Origin of the sequence: Nostoc sp. UHCC 0251 (genome assembly GCF_034932245.1) — a bacterium.
Classification (GTDB): Bacteria; Cyanobacteriota; Cyanobacteriia; order Cyanobacteriales; family Nostocaceae; genus Nostoc.
Window position 1 is genome coordinate 1 of record NZ_JAYGHD010000340.1, and the last position, 23209, is coordinate 23209.

Below are 23209 nucleotides of genomic sequence, written 5' to 3' on the forward strand. Positions count from 1 at the left end.
CTGTTAGCGGATAGCTAAGGTTTAGCCCATTCAGAATAGCTGAATTCTTCTTCAATGTTTGTAACAATTAGCGCTATAAACTACCCTACAACCACTGGCTTATTCGCAGCAGGGCATAAATCGGCAAGCTCACAAGCAATACAAGCGGGAGAGCGGGCTTTACAAATCGCACGACCGTGATAAATCAGGCTGATTGACCAATTTTCCCACTCAGGCTGCGGCAATAAACCCATTAAATCTTGCTCAATCCGAACGGGGTCTGTATGCACAGTTAAACCCAAACGCTCGCACAGGCGCTTGACGTGAGTATCTACAGTCACCCCAGCATTAATGCCATAAGCATGAGCCAAGACTACATTTGCTGTCTTCCGTGCCACACCTGGAAGCTTTAACAACTGTTCCATTTGGTTAGGCACAACAGAGTTAAACTCAGTGACAATCATCCGACAGGCGGCTTGAATGTTTTTGGCTTTATTGCGATAAAACCCTGTTGAACGTACCAAGCTTTCTAATTCTACCAAGTCAGCGATCGCTAAACTAGCAGCATCAGGAAACCGATCAAATAAAGCTGGTGTCACCTTATTCACTCGCTCATCAGTACACTGAGCAGAGAGAATAGTTGCCACCAACAATTGTACTGGCGTTGAGTAGTTCAAAGAGCAAGTAGCATCTGGATAAAGACGCTTCAGACGAGCTAAAATTTCTCTCGCCCGTTGTTTTAAAGGTAAAAATTTCTTTTCCCTACTCCCCACTCTCTATTCCCCACTCCCTATTTTCATTGAAACAATTTTTGTACCCATTCCAATTGGCTAGTTAACTGAGTAGTTTCTTTAACTATCAGAAAAATTCCTAACCCTAAGAGTAACACCAAACCGGTTTGCATTACGCCTTCTTGAATACGGGACGGTATAGGCTTACCACGCAAGCCTTCTATCAGCAGAAAAGCAAGTTGTCCGCCATCCAAAGCTGGCAAAGGCAAAATGTTGATAATAGCCAAGTTAATGCTGATAATTGCCGCAAAAGACAACAGATTTACGCTATTGTCATCAGCTAATTTTGCACCAATTTTGACAATATTAACTGGTCCAGAGACTTGTCCAGCAGTTTGTTGAAAGTTAGTAATCAACTGGCCAAAACCGCTGAGTGTACCAACAAATAATTGTTGAAATCTAGTAGCAGCAAGACCAAAAATTTCAAAAGGACTATTAGGACGGCGATAAACTGCTGTAGCATTTGGACTAAGTGCTACACCAACTACACCTTTGCCATCGGCTCCGAGTTTTGGTGTTAATTTCAGGGTTTGTTGTTGGTCTTGACGTTGAATTTTCAGTTCAATTTGCTGATTAGGATGAGTTTGAATTTCTTTTGTCAGCAAAGGAGTTGATTTATCAGAAGCCGGGAGTTCTTGACCGTTAACAGCCAGAATAATATCTCCTTCCCGAATTCCTGCTTGATAGGCAACAGATTCCTGATTAACAGGCTGGACGGCGACACCAGCTTGATAGTTTAATTCCTTGGGAATGCCGACAATACCCAATTGCAGAGCCAACACCAAATAAGCAAATATTAAATTTGCGATCACTCCGGCACTGATAACGATCGCCCTGTCTAAAACTGGACGGTTACGCAGCAGATTTGGGTCATTGGGTGGAACATCGCTATCGGGGTCATCATCGGGAAAGCCCACAAAGCCGCCCAAGGGAAAGGCGCGGACAGCATATTCGGTTTGCTTTCCTTGATACTTAAGAAGAACTGGGCCAAAACCCAAAGAAAAGCGGTTAACGAGAATGCCTTGAGAACGTGCTGCAACAAAATGTCCCAACTCGTGTACCAAGATTAATACAGCCAAAACTGCGATCGCTGCTAAAACTGACATAGAGCAAATTAGTGAAAATATTAAGCTATAGTTATCTTCATTCTAATTGGGCATTGGGCATTGGGCATTGGGCATTGGGCATGGGGCATTGGGCATTGGGCATGGGGCATTGGTAAAAGACAAATGACAAATGACTAATGACTAATGACTAATTACAATACTTCACGCCCCAAGTAAGGTTGCAGCGCTTCTGGTATCCTCACTGTCCCATCAGGTTGTTGATAATTCTCCAAAATTGCTGCCATCGTTCGTCCCACAGCCAAACCCGAACCATTGAGGGTATGTACGAACTGAGTGCCTTTCTTGCCCGCCTCTTTGAAGCGAATATCAGCCCGTCGTGCCTGGAAATCTATAGTATTGGAACAGCTAGAAATTTCGCGGTATTTGCCAGAAGAAGGCAACCAAACCTCTAAATCATAAGTTTTGGTAGAGGCAAATCCTAAATCTCCAGTACTTAAATTTACTACTCGATAAGGCAACTTCAACGCCTGTAAAATTGCTTCTGCATTCCCTACCAATTTCTCCAGTTCATCAAAAGATGTACTGGGTTCGACAAATTTCACCATTTCCACCTTGTTGAACTGATGGAGGCGAATTAATCCCCGCATATCGCGCCCATAGCTACCAGCTTCCCGGCGAAAACAGGGAGTAAAAGCACAGTGGTAGATAGGTAAGTTTTCAGCAGTGAGAATTTCACCCCGATAAAGATTTGTAACTGGAACTTCCGCCGTCGGAATCAGCCACAAGTCGTCATCAGCGCATTTAAAGCTTTCATCAGCAAACTTGGGTAACTGACCGGTCGCCGTCAAAGACTCGGTATTCACTAACAGCGGCGGGCTGACTTCCACATACCCAGCTTGAGTATGCAGAGTCAGCATAAATTGAATTAATGCCCTTTCTAATGCTGCACCAGCACCTATCAATGTGACAAAGCGACTTTGGGCAACTTTCACAGCTCGCTCAACATTGAGAATACCTAGCTTTTCGCCAATTTCCCAGTGAGGGAGAATATTCGGATTTTGGGGAATATACTCATCACCCCAACGGCGCACTTCTACGTTATCTTCCTCATTCTTACCAAGGGGTGTAGAGTCGCTTGGTAAGTTGGGAAGTGCCAACACAAGTTGGGCAATTTCAGCTTTGAGGTTTTTTTCCTGGGGTTCCAGTTCACTCAACGTAGCTTTGACAGAATTACCTTCATCTCGCAAAGCTTGAATTTCTGGGTCTTGAGGATTGATCCCAGATTTAATCTTCTGTCCGACAATTTTACCGATTTCGTTGCTCCGAGCTTGGAGTTGACTGCGCGTCCCCTCTAGTTCTCGTTGTTGCCGATCTAATTGTAGAATCGGCTCTATGTCATATTTACCACTACGACTATTCAATCGTTCTTGAACTAATTGCGGATTTTCCCGTATTTGCTTAATATCCAGCACAGATTTTTCTCAGTTTTTAGCCTAAAATCTTCCTGTCAATACAGTTAACACATCAGCATTTAGCATATATTAATTTTGCTTTGCTGTAACTGAAAAAAAAAGTTTATTAGAAAAATCAATCTCTGAATCAAGATTTTACCCTAGCATCACTGCCAGGGCTAAGAAATGTTTCGGAAAAATATGATTAACTTCTTTTGACTCTTGAAAAATTAGCACTTAGATTAAGGTCGGTTAATCCGATTGAGTAGCCATAGTGATGCAATCAACCCTGCAAAATGCGCTGAGACAGTGTTGGTGTTTGCCTGTACCACAAGCATATCTAGACCGCTAATAATCCGGGTAGGGTCAAAAAATTGGGTAGTTATAGCTTGGGGAGATATGGATCTTGCTACCAGTGTACCTACGATCGCTTGCGCTCCCAAAAGAGTTACCAGCGTTCCTCCTAAATTCACCCACAGCCCTAAGCGTAATACTTGCACAGTCTCGCTTTTCCGAGGGCGGTTGCTGGGATTGGAGGATTCTAATTGCTTGCCAATTCTAGTGTAACGGTAAGCTAAATAAATGCCCCCGCCCAAAACAACCAGTCCACAAATTGCTAAAAATACGCCAAAGCCAGTCCCAGGATTATTACTAGGACTGCCAGTTCTTTGATTGAAGATGGCGAACAGCAACACAATTATGCTAGAAACAACGCCTAGTACTAGCTGAATCCAGAAGCTAATCCAACCTGTAAGGCGAAAAGTTTGGGCAATTGCCCGGAGAGTTGAGGAAGATGATGGAGCATCGGGAGTCTGTGACATATTTCACTAATGTGCTGGGCGCTTGATTAAATAACATGGGGACAGGGAGAACTTTGTTGAGAGGGATCACGCTTCACGTCTCTAGCTCTCCTAGAACACCAAATCAGTAATCTTGGAAGAACCTCTCACCCAGCCCCTTTTCGCTTTGGGAAGAGATTTTGCCTCCCAAAGCGAGGAGTGGGGGTTGGGGGAGTTACGTTTTTGATTACTGAATCAATGCTCTAGTCTCTATGTCTTCTTTGATCAATTTACTATTACATCTACCAAATGGGACAAATCAGTAATACTTACTGCTTAAATATGTCCACAGACATAGGAGCTTTAACCCAGAAATATGCCTTAGCTTAAGCTTTTAGAATCTGCGTTGGGAAAATCATTGTAAAACAAAGTGTTTATTAAGTTTTACAGACAAAATTGCATTTTACCTGTAAAATTTCTTCGATGGCATTTTATTGCTTAAGCAGTTCTAACTAGCTCGGCATCACTTAACACCAAGACAGTGACTTTGCCACTCTCTGTTAGCTCCTCACCACACAGTATCGAGCTTGAGTAGGGGTACAGTATTTTGTACTCCTAAAACTTGCAAACTCTTCCCACAACTTCAAAGGCGTGGGTGAGCATTTAGTGTTTACGCTTTGGAATTCTAGCCTAAGTAGCTTTATATACACTATTCACTTAGTAGTAGCACTATATACTGACTACAAGGATTGTAGACCCTACCCTAAGGCATTTTTTTAGCCATTCACTAACCATGAAACTTGAGGATATATATCAATTCTTTGAAAATCCTCCGCCAACTTACCTTTGTCAGGAAGTAGCAGTTTGTTACATACTGTCTGTTTTATTACAAGGTGAATCCTACGGAACCGAGTTGATTGAGCAATTAGAAACTGAATATCCTACCTATAGGCTTTCGGATACCGTACTTTATAGTGCAATCAAATTTCTGGAAGATCAAAGGGCAATCACTGGATATTGGAAAAAACTGGAAGGACGAGGACGCCCCAGGCGGATGTACCAAGTTTCTCCAGAATGGCAAGTTCAAGCGCAGGATTTAGCTTTTCAATGGCTTGACTACATTAACAGGAGGACAAAGTAACGAATAATTGATAATGAATAAGTCTCCTCCAGCCAAACAGTAACAATTAGTTATGGATACTGCTATTCTGCCATCTACGTTCCTGCTAACCTTGTTGTTATCGGTTGGGCTGTTTTTCTTTATTCGTGCCTCGACTAAAGACCGCATAGAAACAGCGCAACTGGTATCTGAGCAAGACGAAGCTGCTTTAATGTCTCAACTAAAAGAGTATTTTCGCTTACGCTCTTACCGAGTGGCAGAGGTAAACCGAGAACAGAACAAAGTGACTTTTGAAGGTTTTGTTCGCCCCAGTTGGTTCTTAGCTATATTTTTAACTCTGCTGGCAGCGACTGGTATTGTTTGTCTATCACTAGTCGTATACCTGCTTTTTCCTAACCTGAGTACCTTTATTCTCGCTATGGTACTGTTGTCGCCTTTGAGTGGTCTATTTTATTGGAAAAAATCTGGAAGACTTGAGAAGGTGTCGCTCAAAGTAGAAACAACTCAGAGCGAACAAACCTCCTCAAGTAAGATCACTGTAGTTGCCCACCGAGATGAAATCAGCGAGTTACAGAGAACTTTACAGCTCAAAGCTGGTGAATAAATGTTGGTTTTTATGACCATCTCTTAACTATGATATGCAGACTTCTGAACTGACCTACTCTTTAGGTAATGGAAAGTAGGAAGGAGAAAATCAAGACTTCTGCTTTGTCAGCTTTCCCCACGACGAAAATCGTGGGGAAAAATTTAAATTCATTAACTTAAATTGTTGACAGAGCAAGGTTTGACAATTTACGGCATAAGAGCGCAACTTCACTAGCGCTTTTGGACGCGCTTGGCTCTATACCTACTCCCTTCTGCATAGTCAAAATAGAATCAATCCATGCAACATAGCGTGGTTTGAGACAAGTTAACTTTCCAACTACCTGGGCTAGCCTTACTAGCAAATCAGCTCCAAACTAAAAAAAAATTAAATTCTGCATAAACTTAGCAATTTTGCCCGTTAATGATAGTCAGGAGCCACATTCAATGCGTAAGATGACCGTTTATGGTTCACCGACTAGCTAAAGCAAGAGGTTCTTGACCAGGCGAAGGTTCTAATACCCTCAAGCTAGGAAACAAGAAATGGTTTTCTTCTACGTATTGAGCACCAAACAGTCCCTTTTCTGCCCAGAAATAACGATCTGTGGTGTGTTCGTTTCGCTTTACGAGTAGCAATGCAGGTGGCAAAATACCTTCAGCTTGAATGAATCTTCTCGCTGCTGTCACAGGTTTTTCTTCACCACTTTCGATGCTATATTGAGGCACATGTTCCAAAATACGCCGTCCTTCCTGACGACGACGACTTTTCCTTTTGCGTCTCCTTGCCAACCTATTGTCCTCCTCTTTCAAGCTATAGATTGTAGTGATAGCTACAAAATCCGTCGCCATTATATAAGTTCTAGTTCAAAATATCAATAGGTTTCAAGGTTTTAATCTAAAAAAATTAATATATTTGAAGTTAGAGAAAATAAGATCACCTAAGGATATAATCCCTTGGTACAAACCATCACTAAAAAGATTTTAGTTAAGCTTTATTAAATGAGTGAGGTAAAAACTAAGTAGCCTCTCTTAATCATGCCTCAAAATCTGTAATCTTGAGCAAAAGCTAAAAAATGTTAATGTCTGCCAGTTCAGATTTTCTTGCTCTGTGTCGAGAGCAAATAGCACTTCTAACCCAAGGGCTAGGAGCAACTTTAAGTATTGTGTACCTGACACAAGAATTGGTAGAGACTCCTTCAGGTGAGGCCAAACTGATTCCTGTAGTGATTTACCCAGAAACAGCATTATTACCACCAGGAGAGGAAACTGCTGAGGCGACAGCATACAAGCAACTTCAAGTTGGAAATGTGTTTATATTACCCAATCAACAAAGAAGGTTATTGACAGCAGGATCAGAATCTCCAACCTCGTCACAAGAGCCTGAGATACCAGGTGCGTCTCAACCCCATCTAAAAGAGGAATACCTATTTAGTGGGAACCAAATTGTTTTACCTCTGGTTTATGAGGGTGTGATGATGGGGTTATTGGTGACAGGTAGAAAAGACCGGGCATGGAATGAACACGAAGAAAGTCAGATTCAACGAATAGCCCAAACATTAGCGATCGCTTGTATTTTAGATCAGCGGCGAGCATGGTTTGAGCAGCAGTTGCATGAACAACAAATTCTCCAAGAAAAACAGCGAGATTTGCTGGATAACCTATTGCATCAGTTTCGTAATCCATTAACGGCATTGCGGACTTTTGGCAAACTGCTATTGAAACGACTCAGACCAGGAGATACCAATCGGGATGCGGCAACTAGTATTGTGCGGGAAAGCGATCGCCTCCAAGAATTACTGCAACAATTTGATCAAGTAATTGATTTGACAGAGGCAGATTTAGCACCACTACATCTTCCTGAAGAAGTATTTGTAGAAGCAACTATCCAAAAAGACGCTAAACCGCCGTTATTATTGCCGGGAACGGGAGATAAAGCAGTTGATTGCTCGTTAGCAGATATATTAGAACCATTATTAATATCAGCCAAAGCGATCGCCCAAGAGCGAAAGCTAAAACTAATAACTGAAATTCAACAGAATTCACCTTTAGTACGTGCCAACGTGAAAGCATTACGAGAGGTATTAACTAACATCATCGATAATGCTTTGAAATACACTCCCACTGGTGGCAAAATTTTAATTCAGGCGGGGCAAGAAAAGGCTAATTTTCAAGGAATTGTGATCAGCGACAACGGGCCTGGCATTCCACCCCAAGATTTAGAGCATCTTGGAGAACGGCATTATCGAGGTGTACAAGCGCAAACAGAAATTCCCGGCACAGGTTTGGGAATAGCGATCGCAAAACAATTAATAGAGCAAATGCAGGGCGAAATCGAGGTTTTCAGCCCTGCAATCAACTCTAAGCTAACTTCACCCGATGCGCCGGGAACTACGTTTATTATTTGGTTACCAGAAGTTCAAAATTAGTCCTTTGTCCTTTGTCCTTTGTCATTTGTAAATACTAATGACCAATGACCAATGACTAATGACCAATGACCAATGACTATCTTACTGAAACCAACAGATTTTGATTGATTGTCATTTGTAAATCGGTATCTGGGTCAATGGCGATTAAGTCAACGCTATTTCTGCCGAAGAACAAACCAATCAATGCACCGATACCAGCGCCACCCAAGACTTCTTCTGTGGCAATGGCGCGATCGCCTGTGACGGCAGATACCGCAGCTGCTGCCCCTGCGCCCAATACAGTATTCTTGATAATTGAACCAGTACTAGTACCCTTGTTGACGGTTTCAGTTTTGGTAATCACTTCAGAGCTAGCGTTAAGCTGATACTCTTGACCACTGGGTAAAACTAGTTTCTCGGCAACGAATTGAGAACCACCTGTAGCAGGTTTGAGTTGACCAATAACCTGGCTACCAGCAGGAATCACTACAGATCCTTCTTGCGTAACCACGCTTTGGGATACTGTCAATGTCAAGGGCGCTGTTTCATCCTTTGTAACCAGAATTTTTTCTGCCTTGTCATACTTCACAGGGATAGCAGTTCCTTGGGGAATTGTTACCGATACAGGCGTTGGGCTAGTAGACCCGACAGCCACGACATAGGGCGAGTTAATTGCTGAGGCTTGATTAGAACTAACCAATGCTTGGTAGATAAAAGCTGCTACCTGCGCGCGAGTAGCGGTTGCGGTTGGATTCAGGAACTTCACATTAGGATAGTTCACCACAATTTGCTTCTCAGTTGCTGCTGCGATCGGGCTACGGGCATAGCTAGCGATGTTAGAAGCATCGTTAAAATATTGCAGAGTGCTTTCGGTATTGCCGCTAGGACTATATTCTAGACCGTTAGCGAGGGAAACTAAAACCTGCTGGCGGGGAATAGCTTGGTTAGGCTCAAAACGATTGCCAGGATAACCTGATAAGAAACCAATGGTATAGGCTTGTTGAATGGCACTGGATGCCCAATAGTTGCTGGGCACATCAGCAAAATTGATTGCTTGCCGTTGCTGTGCTTTTTGGAAAGCTTTGTTGACCATAGCGGCAAATTGAGCGCGTGTCACCGCTTCTTCAGGGCGGAAAGTACCATCAGGAAATCCGGCAATTACACCTCGTTGAGATAATTGTTGAATAAATTGTGCTGCCCAATAGTTAGATGAAACATCAGAAAAAGTAGTTTGAGCAAATGATGGTGAAGCTGTAATGAAAGGCGCTACAGTACCGACTGTGACGCTTAAAGCCATAAGTGCAGCTGTTCCAGATTGCAAACGATTTAAATTAAACATTATTTTTTTAACTCCAATACAATTATTTTTTTGTTGTTAATTAATTAGACCTTTGCTGAAGTATTAAGTTCCCAAATATTTCTATTTTCTGTAAAAACTATTACTTTCGATATACTGGCAAATTAAATAGTAAAACATCAAAAAAATACTTCTCAAAATAGCTAATAATAGGTAATAGTGTAATCAACCTATTACCAATGAAGGCTATTAAATAAGCATTTTAAAAAATATGAATACTGTATGAGACGATACAGAGATAGAATAGTTGCTGGAAAATAGATTTTTTAGGTTTAAAAATAAAGGCGATCGCCTACTATCGTTGAAGTTGCGATCGCCTAGAGCAGTCCTAAATCAGTCGTGAACAATAAGATCCCCGGCTTCTTTGAGAAGTCGGGGATCTGAGTCTCTCGATTTTCACAATTCATTTAGGATTGCTATATCAGAGATGATTAAAGTCACAACAGACAGTTAATTACTAGGGTCTGACACGATATAAGGCGAGTTAATTGCTGGGGCTTGCTTAGAACTAACCAATGCTTGGTAGATCAAAGCTGCTACCTGGGCGCGAGTAGCAGTTGCGGTTGGACTCAGGGACTTTACATTAGGATAGTTCACCACAATTTGCTTCTTAGTTGCTGCTGCGATCGGGTTACGGGCGTAGCTAGCAATCTTAGAGGCATCGTTGAAATACTTCAGAGTGCTTTCGGTATTGCCGCTGGCAGTATATCCCAAACCGTTAGCGAGAGAAACTAAAACCTGCTGACGGGGAATAGCCTGGTTAGGCTGAAAGCGATTACCAGGATAACCAGATAAGAAACCAATACTATAGGCTTGCCCAATAGCGCTGGATGCCCAATAGTTGCTTGGCACATCAGAAAATTTGATTACCTGCCGTTGCTGTGCTTTTTTGAAAGCTTTGTTGAGCATAGCGGCAAATTGAGCGCGTGTCACAGGTTCTTCAGGACGGAAGCTACCATCAGGAAATCCGGCGATTATACCTCGCCCTGACAATTGTTGAATAAATTGTGCCGCCCAATAGTTAGATGAAACATCAGAAAAAGCAGTAGTTTGAGCCGAAGGTGAAGCAGGAGTTTGAGCTAAAGATGTCGGGGAGCATCCCGCTTGGATGGGTTTGCTTTGCAAAGTATAAGTCATTGGCTCACAAACTAAACTTGCCGACTTAGACTGTACATTATTCCGCGTTGGCGGATTTTGTTTATCTAGCTTTGATTTCCAATTGCTAGATATTTTTTTAATAGTGGGATGCTTACTTAAAAATTGCGAGTCCGCAACAACGTCGTTAGGACCTTTAACACTTATCTTAGAAGCATTAATGTAGAGATTATAGTCATAAACAACGTTTTTAGTTTTATAGTTACTGTTAATATTCTTGCCAGGAAAACCATAGAGAATGTTTCTTAAAATCCTGACATCAGATGAGTTATTAGCAAATATTTGCCCATCTTTAATTTCTGGACTTTGATTATTTAAAACAGCAGTGTTATTTACAATATCAACATGATCACTTAAAAATGCATGAATACCTGAACCACCATTATTAAATGTAAGATTGTTTTGAACTAAAGTACGTCCTTTATATGCACCCAATTTTGAGTTATTACGATTATTTCTTGTAGTATCGATAATAATGCCATTACCGTCTGTGATCTTTCCGACTGCAATCCAAGGGATGTACATGCGATTGTTGTAAGTCTTGTTGTTGGTTACAAACATTTTGTATCCCCGATTGTTGTCAGAATTCCAATTGCTCAACATTGAAATGCCACTGCAACCATAAACGCTGTACCAAGCATTATCAAACACCACGTTATTATCTATTGTCACATAGTCCGATTCCATTGCTGCAATGCCTACTCCTCCACACTTATGTACCTTGTTGTTAATAATGCGTATATGGTGAGTATGACCATTTCTTCGTCCATCCACGGTGATGCAGTTTCCACTCGTCAGCGGGTTTGATTTGTTATCCTTCTGACTCCTCGCATAATCAAGAGTTACATTGGCATTGTTTCCTATCACCTCAAGCCCGTTAATCTCGATATATGAAGCTCCATGTGAAATCAGGACACCATTCCATGTATTGTGCTGAATTTTTGGAAAATGCCCAGGATATGCTTTATACCTAATCCATGCATTTGCAGTACCAGAACGTTTAATACTTAATACACTCACAGCTTTGCCTGTATTTTTGTATACTCCGTTCATAATCAATACTGTATCACCCGGCTTAGTCAGGTCTGCTGCCTTTTGAATTGTCCTAAAGGCAGATGAAGTAGAGAGTCCGCTATTTTTGTCATTTCCATTACCACTAACATAGTATGTTTTCGGTGTTGAATTCTGGCTAATTAGCTGGCGGCTGGATCGGCTTATTTCATTATTAGTGGATACCTGATGGACGTTTGATACTTTTCTGCTGTCTCCTTGAACTAAAAGACTTAATACTAGGGGAATTACAAGATATGTGCTTATACCGAAACCTTGAATTACCACAAGTAAAATCTCCTTTTTTCGCCACTATTTAACAAAAATATCAGGATGCTACGTAATTTTGAATCCTCTTTTGGATTGAGAATAAAATAAAACTGATTTTCCTAGCTCCCTACATAGCTCAATTAAATAAGTATTCCAATAAATTATTTATACTGATTAAGACGCTCTAGAGGTAGAATGGTTGCTGTTAAATATAATTTTTTACTGTTAAAAATGAAGGCGATCGCACACTACATTTGAAGTGGCGATCGCCTATCATAGGTGATTAAAGTCACAACTTGAATTGAGTTAAATCTAGTAGCGAGATGATGATGGTACTAAATTCAAGTTAGAATTCAGTGTGAGCCTCAAATCCTGTGCAGGTCTAAGAACAAAGGCATTTCCTTGTTTTTTCCGCAACAACACACTTGCTCCCGCACCCGCAGCCCCACCGAGAACAGGTTTTAAATCGTCAATTTTGCGGTTCCCAGTAATTAGTGAACCTAAAAGACCAGCACCCGCACCAATAGCTGCATCAGTTAAAACCTGACCTGTGCTAGGTCCTTGTGAGACTTTTTCAGTTGTGGTGTATGTCCGAGAAGTTGCATTAATCGACTGACGCCGACCATTAGAAAACTCTAATTCTTGAGCTACAAACCGCACGCCTTTTCCTTGGTTATCATCTGTATCTCTTGAATAACTATCTAGGTCAACAGATTCTAGTCGTCCAATTACTTTAGTACCGGCAGGAATCAAGACATTTCTATTTCTGTCGATAATATCATTAGCTATTCTCAGCGTTAAAGATTGGCTTTCCCCAGGAGCAATAGTAATTGTCTCTTTCTCATAGGTAACAGGTAAAGCAACCCCAGAAGGAATGGTAACGTTTCCATATTGCCCAATTCTATCTTGCCCAATTCTGTATTGTGCATTAGCAGGAGCTAAAGTTAACAGTGGAGCAGTGACGCTTGCGGTAACGGCTATTGCCATGAGTGCAGCAGTTCCAGATTTCCATTGATGTAGGCGAGTCATAAGTGGGTATACCTTTGTGTATGTGATGTATGTAATGACATGTATTTACTAGGTTTGTTTCTGAAATTTATGAAACGAGTTTATAGGCGCATTCTGAATATGAAGGTACTCATATAATGTGGAGTATGTGTGCAGTCCTAGCCCATTAAAGACATCACTCCTCAGAATTTGTATCCTGAATATGCGTCACCAAATAGGGGATAATGATACTCTCAGCATGACGCAAAATAGGTCTAATTGTTTCCAGGGTTGTTTCATTGTTTACGTTCACATATCTACACCACTGGATAGAGGCGAACGGGCTGACTGTGAACTCTTTCTTCTATTTTAGATTTATTTGCTAGGACTTGGGAAAAGTTTTTGCTTTCTTTGTGAGAATTCAGGAGGAAAACCGGAGACTCCGAAGGCACGAGCATCACGCCTCCTTTGAGCCTCTTGAGTTAGTTGCCCTCCAGCTTAAATGTGAGAACAATTCTATATATTTTATTGGGTAAAATTATTTATTCAGAGCAACTGTCTACCCTGCGGGAAGGCACAAGGTACAGATATGGGGTCAATCTAAAATCTAAAATCGTTTGACCTGTTCAACTATTTTCTCAAGTCGTAATGGTTATTGAGAATAAAGCTTCATGCGATCGCAGCAATTCTTGTGCAGAGTTAAAATTTGTTCAATTACCATGAACAATTATAGGACTAGTATTTGATTTCTGAAAAAACTCAGTACAACTAGGAAGCCTTCTTTCCCCTTGCCTATTGCCTATTGCCTATTGCCTATTGCCTACCTATCGCGCTTGCGCTGCGCTTCGCGCACCACGTAAATCAGTTCAGAGATCAAATCGGATTCCTATATGGAATACAAGTATGTAGCGGTTCTCAATTGCATAAAAGACAGGAGCCAGTTGTGTGGTCAACTTAAGATTGAGCAAACTGCTGTATCATCCATAGGGTTTCTTGAAAGTACGAGAATCCCAGTAAACCTCGTATTGGAGCCGAAAAATTCTTTAGTGTAATTACATCCTCAAGGGCGAAGAGCCACAGATGTTCTAACAGCTAAAGCTCTTAGTTTTTCTTCTCCAAGAATTTTTTACGAGATATTAGGTATATTCCTAACAAAGATAGACCCGCTAGTGTTGCAGGTTCAGGTATATTTTTGATTTTGGCATAAATAGCTGTTTTAGTTGTGGCTCCTTCAAGAGCCTTAATATCTATCTGGCCAATGTCTGGATTAAAGCCAGTTAGCTCAAGCGTGTATTCATTGCCTTCAAAGATAAAACTGCGATTACTCAAATTTGTGTCTATAAATACAAAGTCTGCATTATCTTCAGGATTTATTGCGCCATTAGGTGTATTTACTAGACGCAAGTTGAAGTCAAAATCTTGGCTGATTCCAACGAGAGGACTTAAGGATACATTGAGATTTAAAGGCACAGATTCAACACTTGTATCTTTAAGTACCGTTCCATTAAAGTAAGTTAAATCACCTATTTTGAATACAGAATTAATGTCAGTTGAAAATGAATTTCCATTGAAGGTAAGTTTATTGGAGCCTGTTATTGTACACCCACTAGTAGTATCTGAATTTGGCAAGCACACATTAGGATCACCCCAAGTAAATGCGTTGCTTCCCAAACCTGTGTATATGGGATTGATATTGGTGCTTCCTGGAGTAGGTTCTCCCCATGTACCACTAGAGATACCAGAAAAAGTTAGAGCATCTGCTTGGTCAGAGAAACCAAGTGCTGTGGTTGCACCCACAAAAAAACCAGATATAGCAGTCGCAAAAAACAAACTTAGTTTCATAACTTAAGTATCCAAATCTCATTCTGGAACTTTTTCAACTATGTTTCCAGTCTACCTTAGTAATTTTACGGAAAACACGCCAATACTTTATTGCATTTTTTACAATATATATTAATAAACATGATTAAAAAAATTATATACTTAAGCTAAGTTTATGGATTGTTAAAGTATTTTACTACGCTGTAATTAGTAAAATAGTAATTGCGTAGGCGTAGCCAATCTTAGACATCGCTACCTTACTTGGTTACTTGATTAATTGTCAAGTCAATATAAAGTTACTCGTTGCTATTTTTGACACTCCCCGCGCTATTGAGACGAATGTGATTCGTTAGTCGAATTCAAGGATAACTGCAAGGAGTCACATCTCAAGTGGACTCGTTGAGCCAAGATTCTAGGTGTTTTTAGACCAGAGGGAACCAATTGAAAAGTCTCTAATCAGGTTCATTCTCAAGGGTTTTGGCTATATCCTTTATAACTTTGACAAAATCTCTGGCAACAGCTGACTAGGAACTTTAGATAAAGCCAGATTTTGTCCCTGTATCCCTAATTCATTATGAAAAGCACGAATAGTTTTCACTATATAAGTAAAGGTTGTTTGATAAGCCTCTGGTTGTTTGCTCAATCCGTTTAAAGCTTGTAAATGGTTGTCTAATGCTACTTCTAGATGTTGAGAGCGTGTTGCTTTGTCACCATTAAACGACTTATCTATTACTAGCTGATAATGCGCCAGTCCCAGATTGTTATAAGAAGCAAGCAAATCAAAACTTAAAGGAATACCGTTAAGTGAGTCAGCCAAGGCTATAGCCTCTTCGTAAGCGCTGATACATAGTTGCAGATACTTTTGCCGTGCCTCTTTAGTTGTCTGAGACAGGTTTGCTAGATGCCAGTAGGCAGTACCCAGATTATTTTGTGTAGCGGCGCAGGCGCTGGGAACATTAGCTGGAGTGCGATACTTAAGAGCTTCGCTGTAGACATCTATAGCTAACTGGAGATTTTGGGCAGGTTGTTCGTATTGTGCCAGATTCCAACAGGCAGTACCAATGTTGTTTTGAATCATGCCATACTTAAGCGGTTCCTGTTCGGGGTTGTAGTGTACAAGTGCTTGGTTGTAAGCTGCGATCGCTTTCTTTAAATGCACAATCGGTTGGTTGTATTGCCCCAGATGCCAGTAAGCAGTACCCAAATTGTTCTGGCAAGCCGCATACTTTAATGAGTCCATGTCGGCTGTACGGTAGTTAAGTGCTTCATTGTAAGCTAAAACTGCTTGCTGCCAATTTTCAGATGGGTGAGAAAAACGAGCTAAATCACCATAAGCCGTCCCTAAATTATTTTGCACACGAGCGTAAGTTTCCCGATGCGTTTGGGGTGAGATCATCTTTAACGCCAACTGATAAAATTCTATTGCCTGCTCTATATAAGTTTTTCCTTCCTCGGAATTGGGTGGTGTGCGGTATAGCATCCAGTAGAGTGTACCCAAATCATTCAAGATATCTGGGAGTTGTGGTGAGTTTTCGTCATAGCTAATTGCCTCCTGATAGGCAATAATTGCCACCATCAGATTTTCTAAGGTTGAATCTCCTTGCTCAATGCGAAGACGGTATAAGCTACCCAATCGATGATAAGCTTCTGCCAGTACCTCCCCCGGAAGTTGCTTTTCGTGCAACTCTTCAATCTCCAGCAAAATCTGCTGCGGTTGCAAGTAATCCTCTGTATCTTGAGCAATGTTTGTATTGATTGTTGCTATTACTAGCTCTGTTAATTCGCTACTAATATGAGATAAAGACGACAGCGATTGATTATTACTCTCACTAGCAAACTGATTAGTAGATTCCTGCTGTTGCGGCGCAGCCTTCAATAAATCCGCTGTTGACGGCGAAGCTTCTTGGGTTTTGTGGACGCCATTCCCTATTTCTGCCGGAAAATCAGAATTATTTTTAAACTTTAACTCGCTGGCTGTGGTTCTGAGTTCTCCTGGGGTAACTGATTCATTTAGAATCGACTGCTCAAGGTTCCCTAAATCTAAACTTTTAGAACTAGAAAAACGTTCTGGATAGCCCAAATTCTGAGTCGCTGGTGTGGGTTCTCCGGCAAACACAAATACACCAGTCCGACAACGCCAAAACTGTGGCGCTGATTGCTTGATAGCAGATAACCAAGGACGCGGTATCCACAACAGCAAGTTAGATTCTAGAAATCGGCTAGATTCTTGTATAGAGAAATATTGTTCGCTTAAGCGGAGATGGTGCAAAAATAACCGTTGTGTAGCGACTGGTTGCTTAGTGAGATGCTCTACGCCGACAATCTGAAATGCTGGTACTGGAAAAGGTTTTCCAGGGCTATCTTGTGATGCCCCAACAATTGGCGGTGGATAATTTGCCAACCATTGATTGATTTGAACTATGGGATTGGGATCGTTTAAATTTAAACGCAACGTAACTAATCGCGGATAAACTGGAGTGCTATTTTCCTGGGCATTTGATGGCTGAGATAGCACTTGTCCAATAGGATAAGCCAATGTAGAATGCAAACGGGCGGCTACTTGATTCCTTAAGTGTAAATCATCACATACTGCTAGAAAAAGTTGTCGTCGTAAGCCAAGACTTAGGGCAAGTTTTAAGCGGTGGTATACTTGCCGATTCCAAGCAGAATTATCATTGTGTGCAGTATCATTCACGCTCATGGCGGCTAAAGAGCCAAAACACAGTACATATTACTTTTCTCGGCGTATCTAAGTAGACCAAACTTATAATGAAATGATTTTTAAGCTAATGCTCTGATGCTCAGTATCAATTAAGCTTTTCAGGTATAGTAGAATAAAATAGTATATAATTATACTCTAATTAGTAATTCAATTTTAACAAAAAATAAAAAATCAGGTTCTGATTTTAAGAGGAACCTGAAAAATTTTGAAGAAGATGAAATTTTATTAAAATATTTTACGATCAACTGCTCTGAGAAACAAAGAAGGCAACTGTAATCAAGCCGCCAACCAAAGCCATAGCGGCAATTCCTAGAAAGAGATAAGTTCGCTTTTGTCCTTCTGTGGGAGGCTCTGCTTGATAAACCTTTGGTTCCCGGGCAAAATTATTCAGAAGACCGCCTTCTTCGTTTGTATAGGGCATGAATTAATTCCTTTATCTTTATTGTTCATTTAATGTTACATAAATGCTAGATCCGCTCTGAAACTGCTAGACAAATCGTTACATTCTTGGGGATTGGGCATTGGGGATTGGGCATTGGGCATTGGGGATTGGGCATTGGGGATTGGGCATTGGGGATTGGGCATTGGGGATTGGGCATTAGGGATTGGGCATTGGGCATTTTCCTTGTCTCCCTTGTCTCCCTTGTCACCCTCTGAGGTCTATTCCCCATGCCCCATGCCCTAACTAGTAATTGTCCCAGTCAGAGGAGAACTAGGGCTAGCGTAGTCTTTGATAGGCATTCTGCCAGCAAGGTATGCTAGACGACCGGCAACTGTTGCTAAATTCATGGCACGAGCCATTGCTGCTGGGTTTGGAGAAAGAGCGATCGCACTATTAATCAACAAAACATCTGCTCCCAATTCCATTGCCTGGGCGGCTTCTGAGGGTGAGCCAATACCAGCATCTACCACCACTGGCACATTCGCATTCTCGATGATGATTTGGATGTTAGCGGTTGTTTTTAGCCCTTGTCCAGAACCAATCGGCGATGCCAAAGGCATTACCGTAGCACAGCCTACTTCTTCTAAACGCTTGGCTAACATGGGGTCAGCGTTAATATAGGGCAATACTGCAAACCCTTCTTTGACTAGTTGTTCCGCCGCTTGTAGCGTCCCAATCGGATCTGGGAGTAAATACTTAAGGTCAGGTATTACTTCTAACTTAACAAAGTTGTTATCTTCCTGCCCTAACAATTTCGCCATTTCTCGCCCCAAACGCGCCACCCGAATCGCTTCTTCAGCAGTTTGGCAACCTGCGGTATTGGGCAACATCCAGATTTTCGTCCAATCCAAGGCTTCAGCTAAACCTTCATGTCCTGGAGCCTTAGTTTGTACGCGTCGTACTGCCACAGTGACAATCTCGCAATCACTAGCGGCGATGCTTTGTTGCATTTCTTCAATGTTGCGATACTTACCAGTTCCAGTCATCAAGCGGGATTGGAAGGTTTTGCCAGCAATAATTAATGGGGAGTCGGGAGTGGGGAGTCGGGAGTGGGGGGATATGGCAGGACGATTCCCGTTAGAGAAATTGGCAGAGTGAGTCAGCATTGGGGTAGAGGTAGATGGCTTGGACTGGAAGCGTGAATAGTGAAAATCTGAAAGTAAGGGGTCAGAATTTTGTTCCAAAATTAAATCGGCAATTAATGCCGCTGTTATGGGTGCAAGTAGAATCCCGTTACGATAATGACCTGTAGCAAGGGTTAAATTTTGACAGTGGCTGGTGCCAAGGATGGGCAACTCATCGGGGGTGGCTGGGCGAAATCCCCACCAAAATTCTTGGATGGGATAATGCTTGAGTTGGGGATACAGGCGGATGGCAGCTTGTAATAATGTTTGAATACCTTCTGGGGTGTTGTCGGGGGTAAAGCCAACGTCTTCGCTGGTTGCCCCAAGAACGAGGCGATCGCGCCTTGGTACGATGTAAATATCCTGCCCAAACAAAACCCGCTTCAAGGGCAATTCTGGGGCAAATTCTGGTATCCGCACACTCAGCATTTGTCCTTTTCTGGGACGCACGGGTAGTGGTAACAACTCATTTGACCAAGCACCTGAAGCTAAAACATAGTGCGCGGCGCGAATCATTCCAGCGTTGGTTTGCACGCCAACCACTTGTCCTTGCTGCTGTAAAAATGCTTCTACTGTAATACCATCTTTGAGTTCAACACCAACAGACTCAGCCGCCGTCCGCAATACGTGAGCTAGAGCTTTATTATCAACTTGTGCGTCTTCAGGATACCACCAACCACCAACTACTTCTGCTCCCAATCCTGGCTGATATTGATGAATTGCCTCTTTGTCTAACCAGTAAGCGGGGGATGAGGGAGATGAGGAGGATGAGGAAGAATTGACTTCCCTATCTCCCCCTGCTCCCTCATCTCCCCCTGCCTCTTCAAAGACGGGCGCAAGGATACCACAGGGTAGGTAGCCAGTATTTAAGCCGGTAAGTTCTTCTAGTTTGCGCGTCCAGTCGGGATATAAAGTACGCGATCGCCAACACAAGGAACGCATTGCCCCATTAGGGATGTTTTCCGCATCTGGTGCCAACATCCCAGCGGCGGCATGGGTAGCAGCAGCCTGAAAGTCACGACAAAGCACGGTGACACTTGTCCCGCGCAGTTTTAGTTCAATGGCGATCGCTAAACCAATAACGCCGCCACCAATAATTACAATCTCACTAGTCATTAGTCATTAGTCATTTATCATTAGCTATTTATCATTAGTACATAACTAATAACCCATAACTAAAACTCATAACTTATAACTTGTAACTAAAGACGGATATATCGTTACCACAAAGCGCGAATTGGTTCGTTGCCTTGATTTACATCGGTGGATGGTGTGCCAGTTTCTGAAGTATCTGTAGTACCGTCTATTGTACTGTCAGGATTCTGAGCAACGCTACTTCTGTTGTCAGGTCTTGGGGCTACAATACCGCGTCTAGTTTCGTTTGTTTCAGTTGTTTCATTTCCTTCAGTTGCAGTTTCATCATTCCTGCTGCCAGCACTGCTATTAACATTGATATTAGCTGGGAGGACTTGTGATTTCTTGTCACTGGGATTGTTAGCAGTTTGTACGCCCATAGGAAAGTTGATGCCCAGTAATGTACCAAGCAGAATGGCTAAACCTCCAGCCATTAAAATTAAGGGTGTCCATCTACCCATCTTGTCTTACTCCTTTTTAACCTTTTGGTGTCCACACTATTCGAGAACCTTGTCCCCAAAATCCATCAAACTTTGTCACTTTCACATCGCCTAAAACCAGAGTTTGGCAGGCTAAACGCAAGTCTGTTGTAGGAGAATGGGGAGGAAGCGAACGCCGTGCTTGATCGCGCCAATTCGCTGCTGATACTTCACCCTCTACCTTAACCGCGCAGGTTCCACAACTGCCAATGCCCCGACAGTTTATTACCCTAGCACCGTCATTGTAGAGGTTAATACTATTTTGCAGCAAGATTTTTCGGAGATTGCTTCCCTGTTCGCACTCAATTGTTTTACCTTGAGCTAGTATCTTAGGCATTTTTAAATTGCCAAACTGGCGTTTTGTTGTATATTGACACATTGCCTCGAAAGTTGTCTCGTCGGTCCCAGTTTTATGACCACAAATTCCTCACCTCAACTTTGGCTCTATGACACTACACTACGGGATGGCACTCAGCGCGAGGGGCTATCAGTATCGATAGAAGATAAGTTACGCATTGCCCGTAGACTCGATCAATTGGGAATTCCCTTCATTGAAGGCGGTTGGCCTGGCGCAAATCCCAAAGATGTACAATTTTTCTGGCAACTTCAAGAAGATCCCCTCAAACAAGCTGAAATTGTGGCCTTTTGTTCGACTCGACGCCCTAACTCCACTGCCGCAACCGAACCGATGCTACAGGATATTTTGGCTGCGGGAACTCGCTGGGTAACAATTTTTGGTAAGTCTTGGGATTTACATGTCACAGCCAGCCTCAAAACGACATTAGAAGAAAATTTGGCGATGATTCGTGACACGATTGAGTACCTCCGTTCTCAAGGGCGTCGCATTATCTACGATGCCGAACATTGGTTTGATGGCTACAAGCATAATCCAGGTTATGCTTTGCAAACATTAGAGGCTGCGATCGCATCTGGAGCTGAATGGCTAGTTCTTTGTGATACCAACGGTGGCACTTTACCCCACGAAATTAGCCAAATTGTTCAAGATGTAGTCAAGGTGACTGGGGCATGGGGCATGGGGCATGGGGCATGGGGAACTGGAAAAGAATCTTCTCTGTCCGCAATTCCCAATTCCCAATCACCAATTCCCAATGCCCAATCACCAATGCCCCAAATTGGAATTCATACTCATAACGATTCGGAAATGGCGGTTGCTAACGCAATAGCTGCCGTTATGGCAGGGGCAAAGATGGTACAGGGTACAATTAACGGTTACGGTGAACGTTGCGGTAATGCTAACCTCTGTTCGTTAATTCCCAATTTACAACTGAAGGCGGGTTACAGTTGTATCACAGAAGACCAGCTAACACAACTTACAGAAGCTAGTCGTTTCGTTAGTGAAGTGGTCAACCTTGCGCCAGATGAACACGCTCCCTTTGTAGGACTTTCGGCTTTTGCCCACAAGGGCGGTATTCATGTATCAGCGGTGGAACGTAATCCCCTGACTTACGAACACATTCAGCCGGAACAAGTCGGGAATCATCGCCGCATCGTGATTTCTGAACAGTCTGGACTTAGCAATGTTTTAGCTAAAGCCCGCAGTTTTGGGATTGACCTCGAAAAGCTAAAGGCTGAAGCCAAGCAAATTCTCCAGCGCCTCAAAGATTTGGAGAGTGAAGGATTTCAATTTGAAGCAGCAGAGGCCAGTTTTGCACTGTTGATGCACGAAGCTTTAGGAGGTCGCCAGAAGTTTTTTGAAGTCAAAGGTTTTCAAGTCCACTGTGACTTAATTGAGGGGAAAGAAACTAGCAATGCCTTAGCTACGGTTAAACTCGCTGTTGACGGGAAAAATATTTTGGAGGCGGCGGAAGGTAATGGCCCCGTGGCAGCTTTGGATGCAGCTTTACGCAAGGCTTTGGTGAACTTTTATCCCCAAATAGCAACCTTTGATTTGACAGATTACAAAGTGCGAATTCTCAACGGACATACGGGCACTGCGGCAAAAACCCGTGTGTTGGTAGAATCGGGCAATGGTCGTCAACGCTGGACTACGGTAGGGGTTTCTACCAATATCTTGGAGGCTTCTTATCAAGCCGTGGTGGAAGGTTTGGAATATGGTTTGTTGTTGCACTCTCAAGCGGAAGCGGCGGTGAAAGCTTCTAGTTGACCAAACACTACATGGTGTAAATGAATTTTACACTTATCAATGAGAATGGGAGGCAACGGCCTCCCATTTTCGTGCAACCCTACTAGTATCAATTCTTGGAAAACCCGCAAATTTCAATTTCTTCTTGACTAAAAGTATCCTTTAATATTTTGCGGAGAACACGTTGAATATGAAGGTGTTTTCCAGGCTTGACTTTTGTCAGCGTCAGCAGCAATAGGTTATTCTCACCAAAGTTTTCTATTCCAGCGACTCGCGTGGGTTCTATAACATCCTGTTCATAGGCCTTTAACTCCTGTCCTACTTTCTCAACCACCCTATACACATGATCTAAATTGGAGTCATAAGAAACGCTAACTTCTACCCTTGCAT

General features: G+C 42.3%; 18 protein-coding genes and 2 pseudogenes. 4 read left to right on the forward strand and 16 right to left on the reverse strand.

Annotated features, from left to right (window positions below):
• Window positions 1-80 precede the first annotated feature (80 nt).
• The 4 genes from nth to VB740_RS28540 form a co-directional block, all read right to left on the reverse strand.
• Window positions 81-752, reverse strand: a complete 672-nt coding sequence (nth, locus tag VB740_RS28525; protein ID WP_323203216.1) for an endonuclease III — start codon at window positions 750-752, stop codon at window positions 81-83.
• Window positions 753-775: 23 nt separating this feature from the next.
• Window positions 776-1876, reverse strand: a complete 1101-nt coding sequence (gene rseP / locus VB740_RS28530; RefSeq protein ID WP_323203217.1) for an RIP metalloprotease RseP — start codon at window positions 1874-1876, stop codon at window positions 776-778.
• A 152-nt stretch (window positions 1877-2028) separates the two neighbouring features.
• Entirely contained in the window at window positions 2029-3309 is a 1281-nt protein-coding gene (gene serS, locus VB740_RS28535; protein ID WP_323203218.1) for a serine--tRNA ligase, read from the reverse strand.
• A gap of 221 nt (window positions 3310-3530) precedes the next feature.
• Window positions 3531-4109, reverse strand: a complete 579-nt coding sequence (locus tag VB740_RS28540; RefSeq protein ID WP_322721662.1) for a DUF3611 family protein — start codon at window positions 4107-4109, stop codon at window positions 3531-3533.
• A 751-nt stretch (window positions 4110-4860) separates the two neighbouring features.
• Between VB740_RS28540 and VB740_RS28545 the strand changes: the two genes are divergently transcribed.
• Together VB740_RS28545 and VB740_RS28550 are read left to right on the forward strand one after the other, a co-directional pair.
• Window positions 4861-5208: a PadR family transcriptional regulator gene (locus tag VB740_RS28545; protein WP_323203219.1), complete on the forward strand. Its 348-nt coding sequence runs from the start codon at window positions 4861-4863 to the stop codon at window positions 5206-5208.
• Window positions 5209-5260: 52 nt separating this feature from the next.
• Window positions 5261-5791 (forward strand): cofactor assembly of complex C subunit B, encoded by a 531-nt coding sequence (locus VB740_RS28550; RefSeq protein WP_323203220.1) that lies wholly within the window; start codon window positions 5261-5263, stop codon window positions 5789-5791.
• A 449-nt stretch (window positions 5792-6240) separates the two neighbouring features.
• Here the strand turns inward: VB740_RS28550 and VB740_RS28555 are convergent, their stop codons facing one another.
• Complete coding sequence (locus tag VB740_RS28555; protein WP_041566316.1) at window positions 6241-6558, reverse strand: DUF3155 domain-containing protein; 318 nt, start codon at window positions 6556-6558, stop codon at window positions 6241-6243.
• A 284-nt stretch (window positions 6559-6842) separates the two neighbouring features.
• Here VB740_RS28555 and VB740_RS28560 point away from each other — a divergent pair, with 284 nt between their 5' ends.
• Window positions 6843-8195: an ATP-binding protein gene (locus VB740_RS28560; protein ID WP_323203221.1), complete on the forward strand. Its 1353-nt coding sequence runs from the start codon at window positions 6843-6845 to the stop codon at window positions 8193-8195.
• A gap of 76 nt (window positions 8196-8271) precedes the next feature.
• Here VB740_RS28560 and VB740_RS28565 read toward each other — a convergent pair whose 3' ends face one another.
• From VB740_RS28565 to VB740_RS28610, 10 genes and pseudogenes are all read right to left on the reverse strand, one after another.
• Window positions 8272-9513 (reverse strand): S-layer homology domain-containing protein, encoded by a 1242-nt coding sequence (locus VB740_RS28565; RefSeq protein ID WP_323203222.1) that lies wholly within the window; start codon window positions 9511-9513, stop codon window positions 8272-8274.
• Window positions 9514-9996: 483 nt separating this feature from the next.
• Window positions 9997-10668 (reverse strand): annotated as a pseudogene (locus tag VB740_RS28570) (S-layer homology domain-containing protein); the annotation flags it as partial.
• Between the two features lie 1650 nt (window positions 10669-12318).
• Window positions 12319-13035, reverse strand: coding sequence for a conjugal transfer protein TrbI (locus VB740_RS28575; protein ID WP_323203223.1), 717 nt, complete (start codon window positions 13033-13035; stop codon window positions 12319-12321).
• 1059 nt (window positions 13036-14094) lie between these two features.
• Entirely contained in the window at window positions 14095-14835 is a 741-nt protein-coding gene (locus VB740_RS28580) for a choice-of-anchor K domain-containing protein (RefSeq protein ID WP_323203224.1), read from the reverse strand.
• A 469-nt stretch (window positions 14836-15304) separates the two neighbouring features.
• Window positions 15305-17515 carry a tetratricopeptide repeat protein gene (locus VB740_RS28585; protein WP_323203225.1) on the reverse strand — a complete coding sequence of 737 codons (2211 nt, stop codon included), beginning with the start codon at window positions 17513-17515 and terminating at the stop codon, window positions 15305-15307.
• Window positions 17516-17777: 262 nt separating this feature from the next.
• Window positions 17778-17957, reverse strand: a complete 180-nt coding sequence (psb34, locus tag VB740_RS28590) for a photosystem II assembly protein Psb34 (RefSeq protein ID WP_323203226.1) — start codon at window positions 17955-17957, stop codon at window positions 17778-17780.
• Between the two features lie 46 nt (window positions 17958-18003).
• Window positions 18004-18156 (reverse strand): histidine kinase, encoded by a 153-nt coding sequence (locus VB740_RS28595; protein WP_323203227.1) that lies wholly within the window; start codon window positions 18154-18156, stop codon window positions 18004-18006.
• A gap of 61 nt (window positions 18157-18217) precedes the next feature.
• Complete coding sequence (gene thiO, locus VB740_RS28600) at window positions 18218-20218, reverse strand: glycine oxidase ThiO (protein ID WP_323203228.1); 2001 nt, start codon at window positions 20216-20218, stop codon at window positions 18218-18220.
• 104 nt (window positions 20219-20322) lie between these two features.
• Window positions 20323-20697, reverse strand: coding sequence for a hypothetical protein (locus VB740_RS28605; RefSeq protein ID WP_323203229.1), 375 nt, complete (start codon window positions 20695-20697; stop codon window positions 20323-20325).
• A 16-nt stretch (window positions 20698-20713) separates the two neighbouring features.
• On the reverse strand, window positions 20714-21052 hold the full coding sequence (locus VB740_RS28610; protein ID WP_323203230.1) for a 2Fe-2S iron-sulfur cluster-binding protein: 339 nt from the start codon (window positions 21050-21052) through the stop codon (window positions 20714-20716).
• 75 nt (window positions 21053-21127) lie between these two features.
• Between VB740_RS28610 and cimA the strand changes: the two genes are divergently transcribed.
• Window positions 21128-22840: a citramalate synthase gene (gene cimA / locus VB740_RS28615; RefSeq protein ID WP_323203231.1), complete on the forward strand. Its 1713-nt coding sequence runs from the start codon at window positions 21128-21130 to the stop codon at window positions 22838-22840.
• Between the two features lie 88 nt (window positions 22841-22928).
• Here cimA and VB740_RS28620 read toward each other — a convergent pair.
• A pseudogene (locus tag VB740_RS28620) lies at window positions 22929-23209 on the reverse strand (mechanosensitive ion channel family protein); the annotation flags it as partial.

Coding starts and splice junctions, on each gene's coding strand:
- rseP (WP_323203217.1), bottom strand. CDS start 1,876: ATGTCAGTTTTAGCAGCGATCGCAGTTTTGGCTGTATTAATCTTGGTA.
- VB740_RS28540 (WP_322721662.1), bottom strand. CDS start 4,109: ATGTCACAGACTCCCGATGCTCCATCATCTTCCTCAACTCTCCGGGCA.
- VB740_RS28545 (WP_323203219.1), top strand. CDS start 4,861: ATGAAACTTGAGGATATATATCAATTCTTTGAAAATCCTCCGCCAACT.
- VB740_RS28550 (WP_323203220.1), top strand. CDS start 5,261: ATGGATACTGCTATTCTGCCATCTACGTTCCTGCTAACCTTGTTGTTA.
- VB740_RS28560 (WP_323203221.1), top strand. CDS start 6,843: ATGTTAATGTCTGCCAGTTCAGATTTTCTTGCTCTGTGTCGAGAGCAA.
- VB740_RS28565 (WP_323203222.1), bottom strand. CDS start 9,513: ATGTTTAATTTAAATCGTTTGCAATCTGGAACAGCTGCACTTATGGCT.
- VB740_RS28575 (WP_323203223.1), bottom strand. CDS start 13,035: ATGACTCGCCTACATCAATGGAAATCTGGAACTGCTGCACTCATGGCA.
- VB740_RS28580 (WP_323203224.1), bottom strand. CDS start 14,835: ATGAAACTAAGTTTGTTTTTTGCGACTGCTATATCTGGTTTTTTTGTG.
- VB740_RS28585 (WP_323203225.1), bottom strand. CDS start 17,515: ATGAGCGTGAATGATACTGCACACAATGATAATTCTGCTTGGAATCGG.
- psb34 (WP_323203226.1), bottom strand. CDS start 17,957: ATGCCCTATACAAACGAAGAAGGCGGTCTTCTGAATAATTTTGCCCGG.
- VB740_RS28595 (WP_323203227.1), bottom strand. CDS start 18,156: ATGCCCAATGCCCAATCCCTAATGCCCAATCCCCAATGCCCAATCCCC.
- thiO (WP_323203228.1), bottom strand. CDS start 20,218: ATGACTAGTGAGATTGTAATTATTGGTGGCGGCGTTATTGGTTTAGCG.
- VB740_RS28605 (WP_323203229.1), bottom strand. CDS start 20,697: ATGGGTAGATGGACACCCTTAATTTTAATGGCTGGAGGTTTAGCCATT.
- VB740_RS28610 (WP_323203230.1), bottom strand. CDS start 21,052: ATGCCTAAGATACTAGCTCAAGGTAAAACAATTGAGTGCGAACAGGGA.
- cimA (WP_323203231.1), top strand. CDS start 21,128: ATGACCACAAATTCCTCACCTCAACTTTGGCTCTATGACACTACACTA.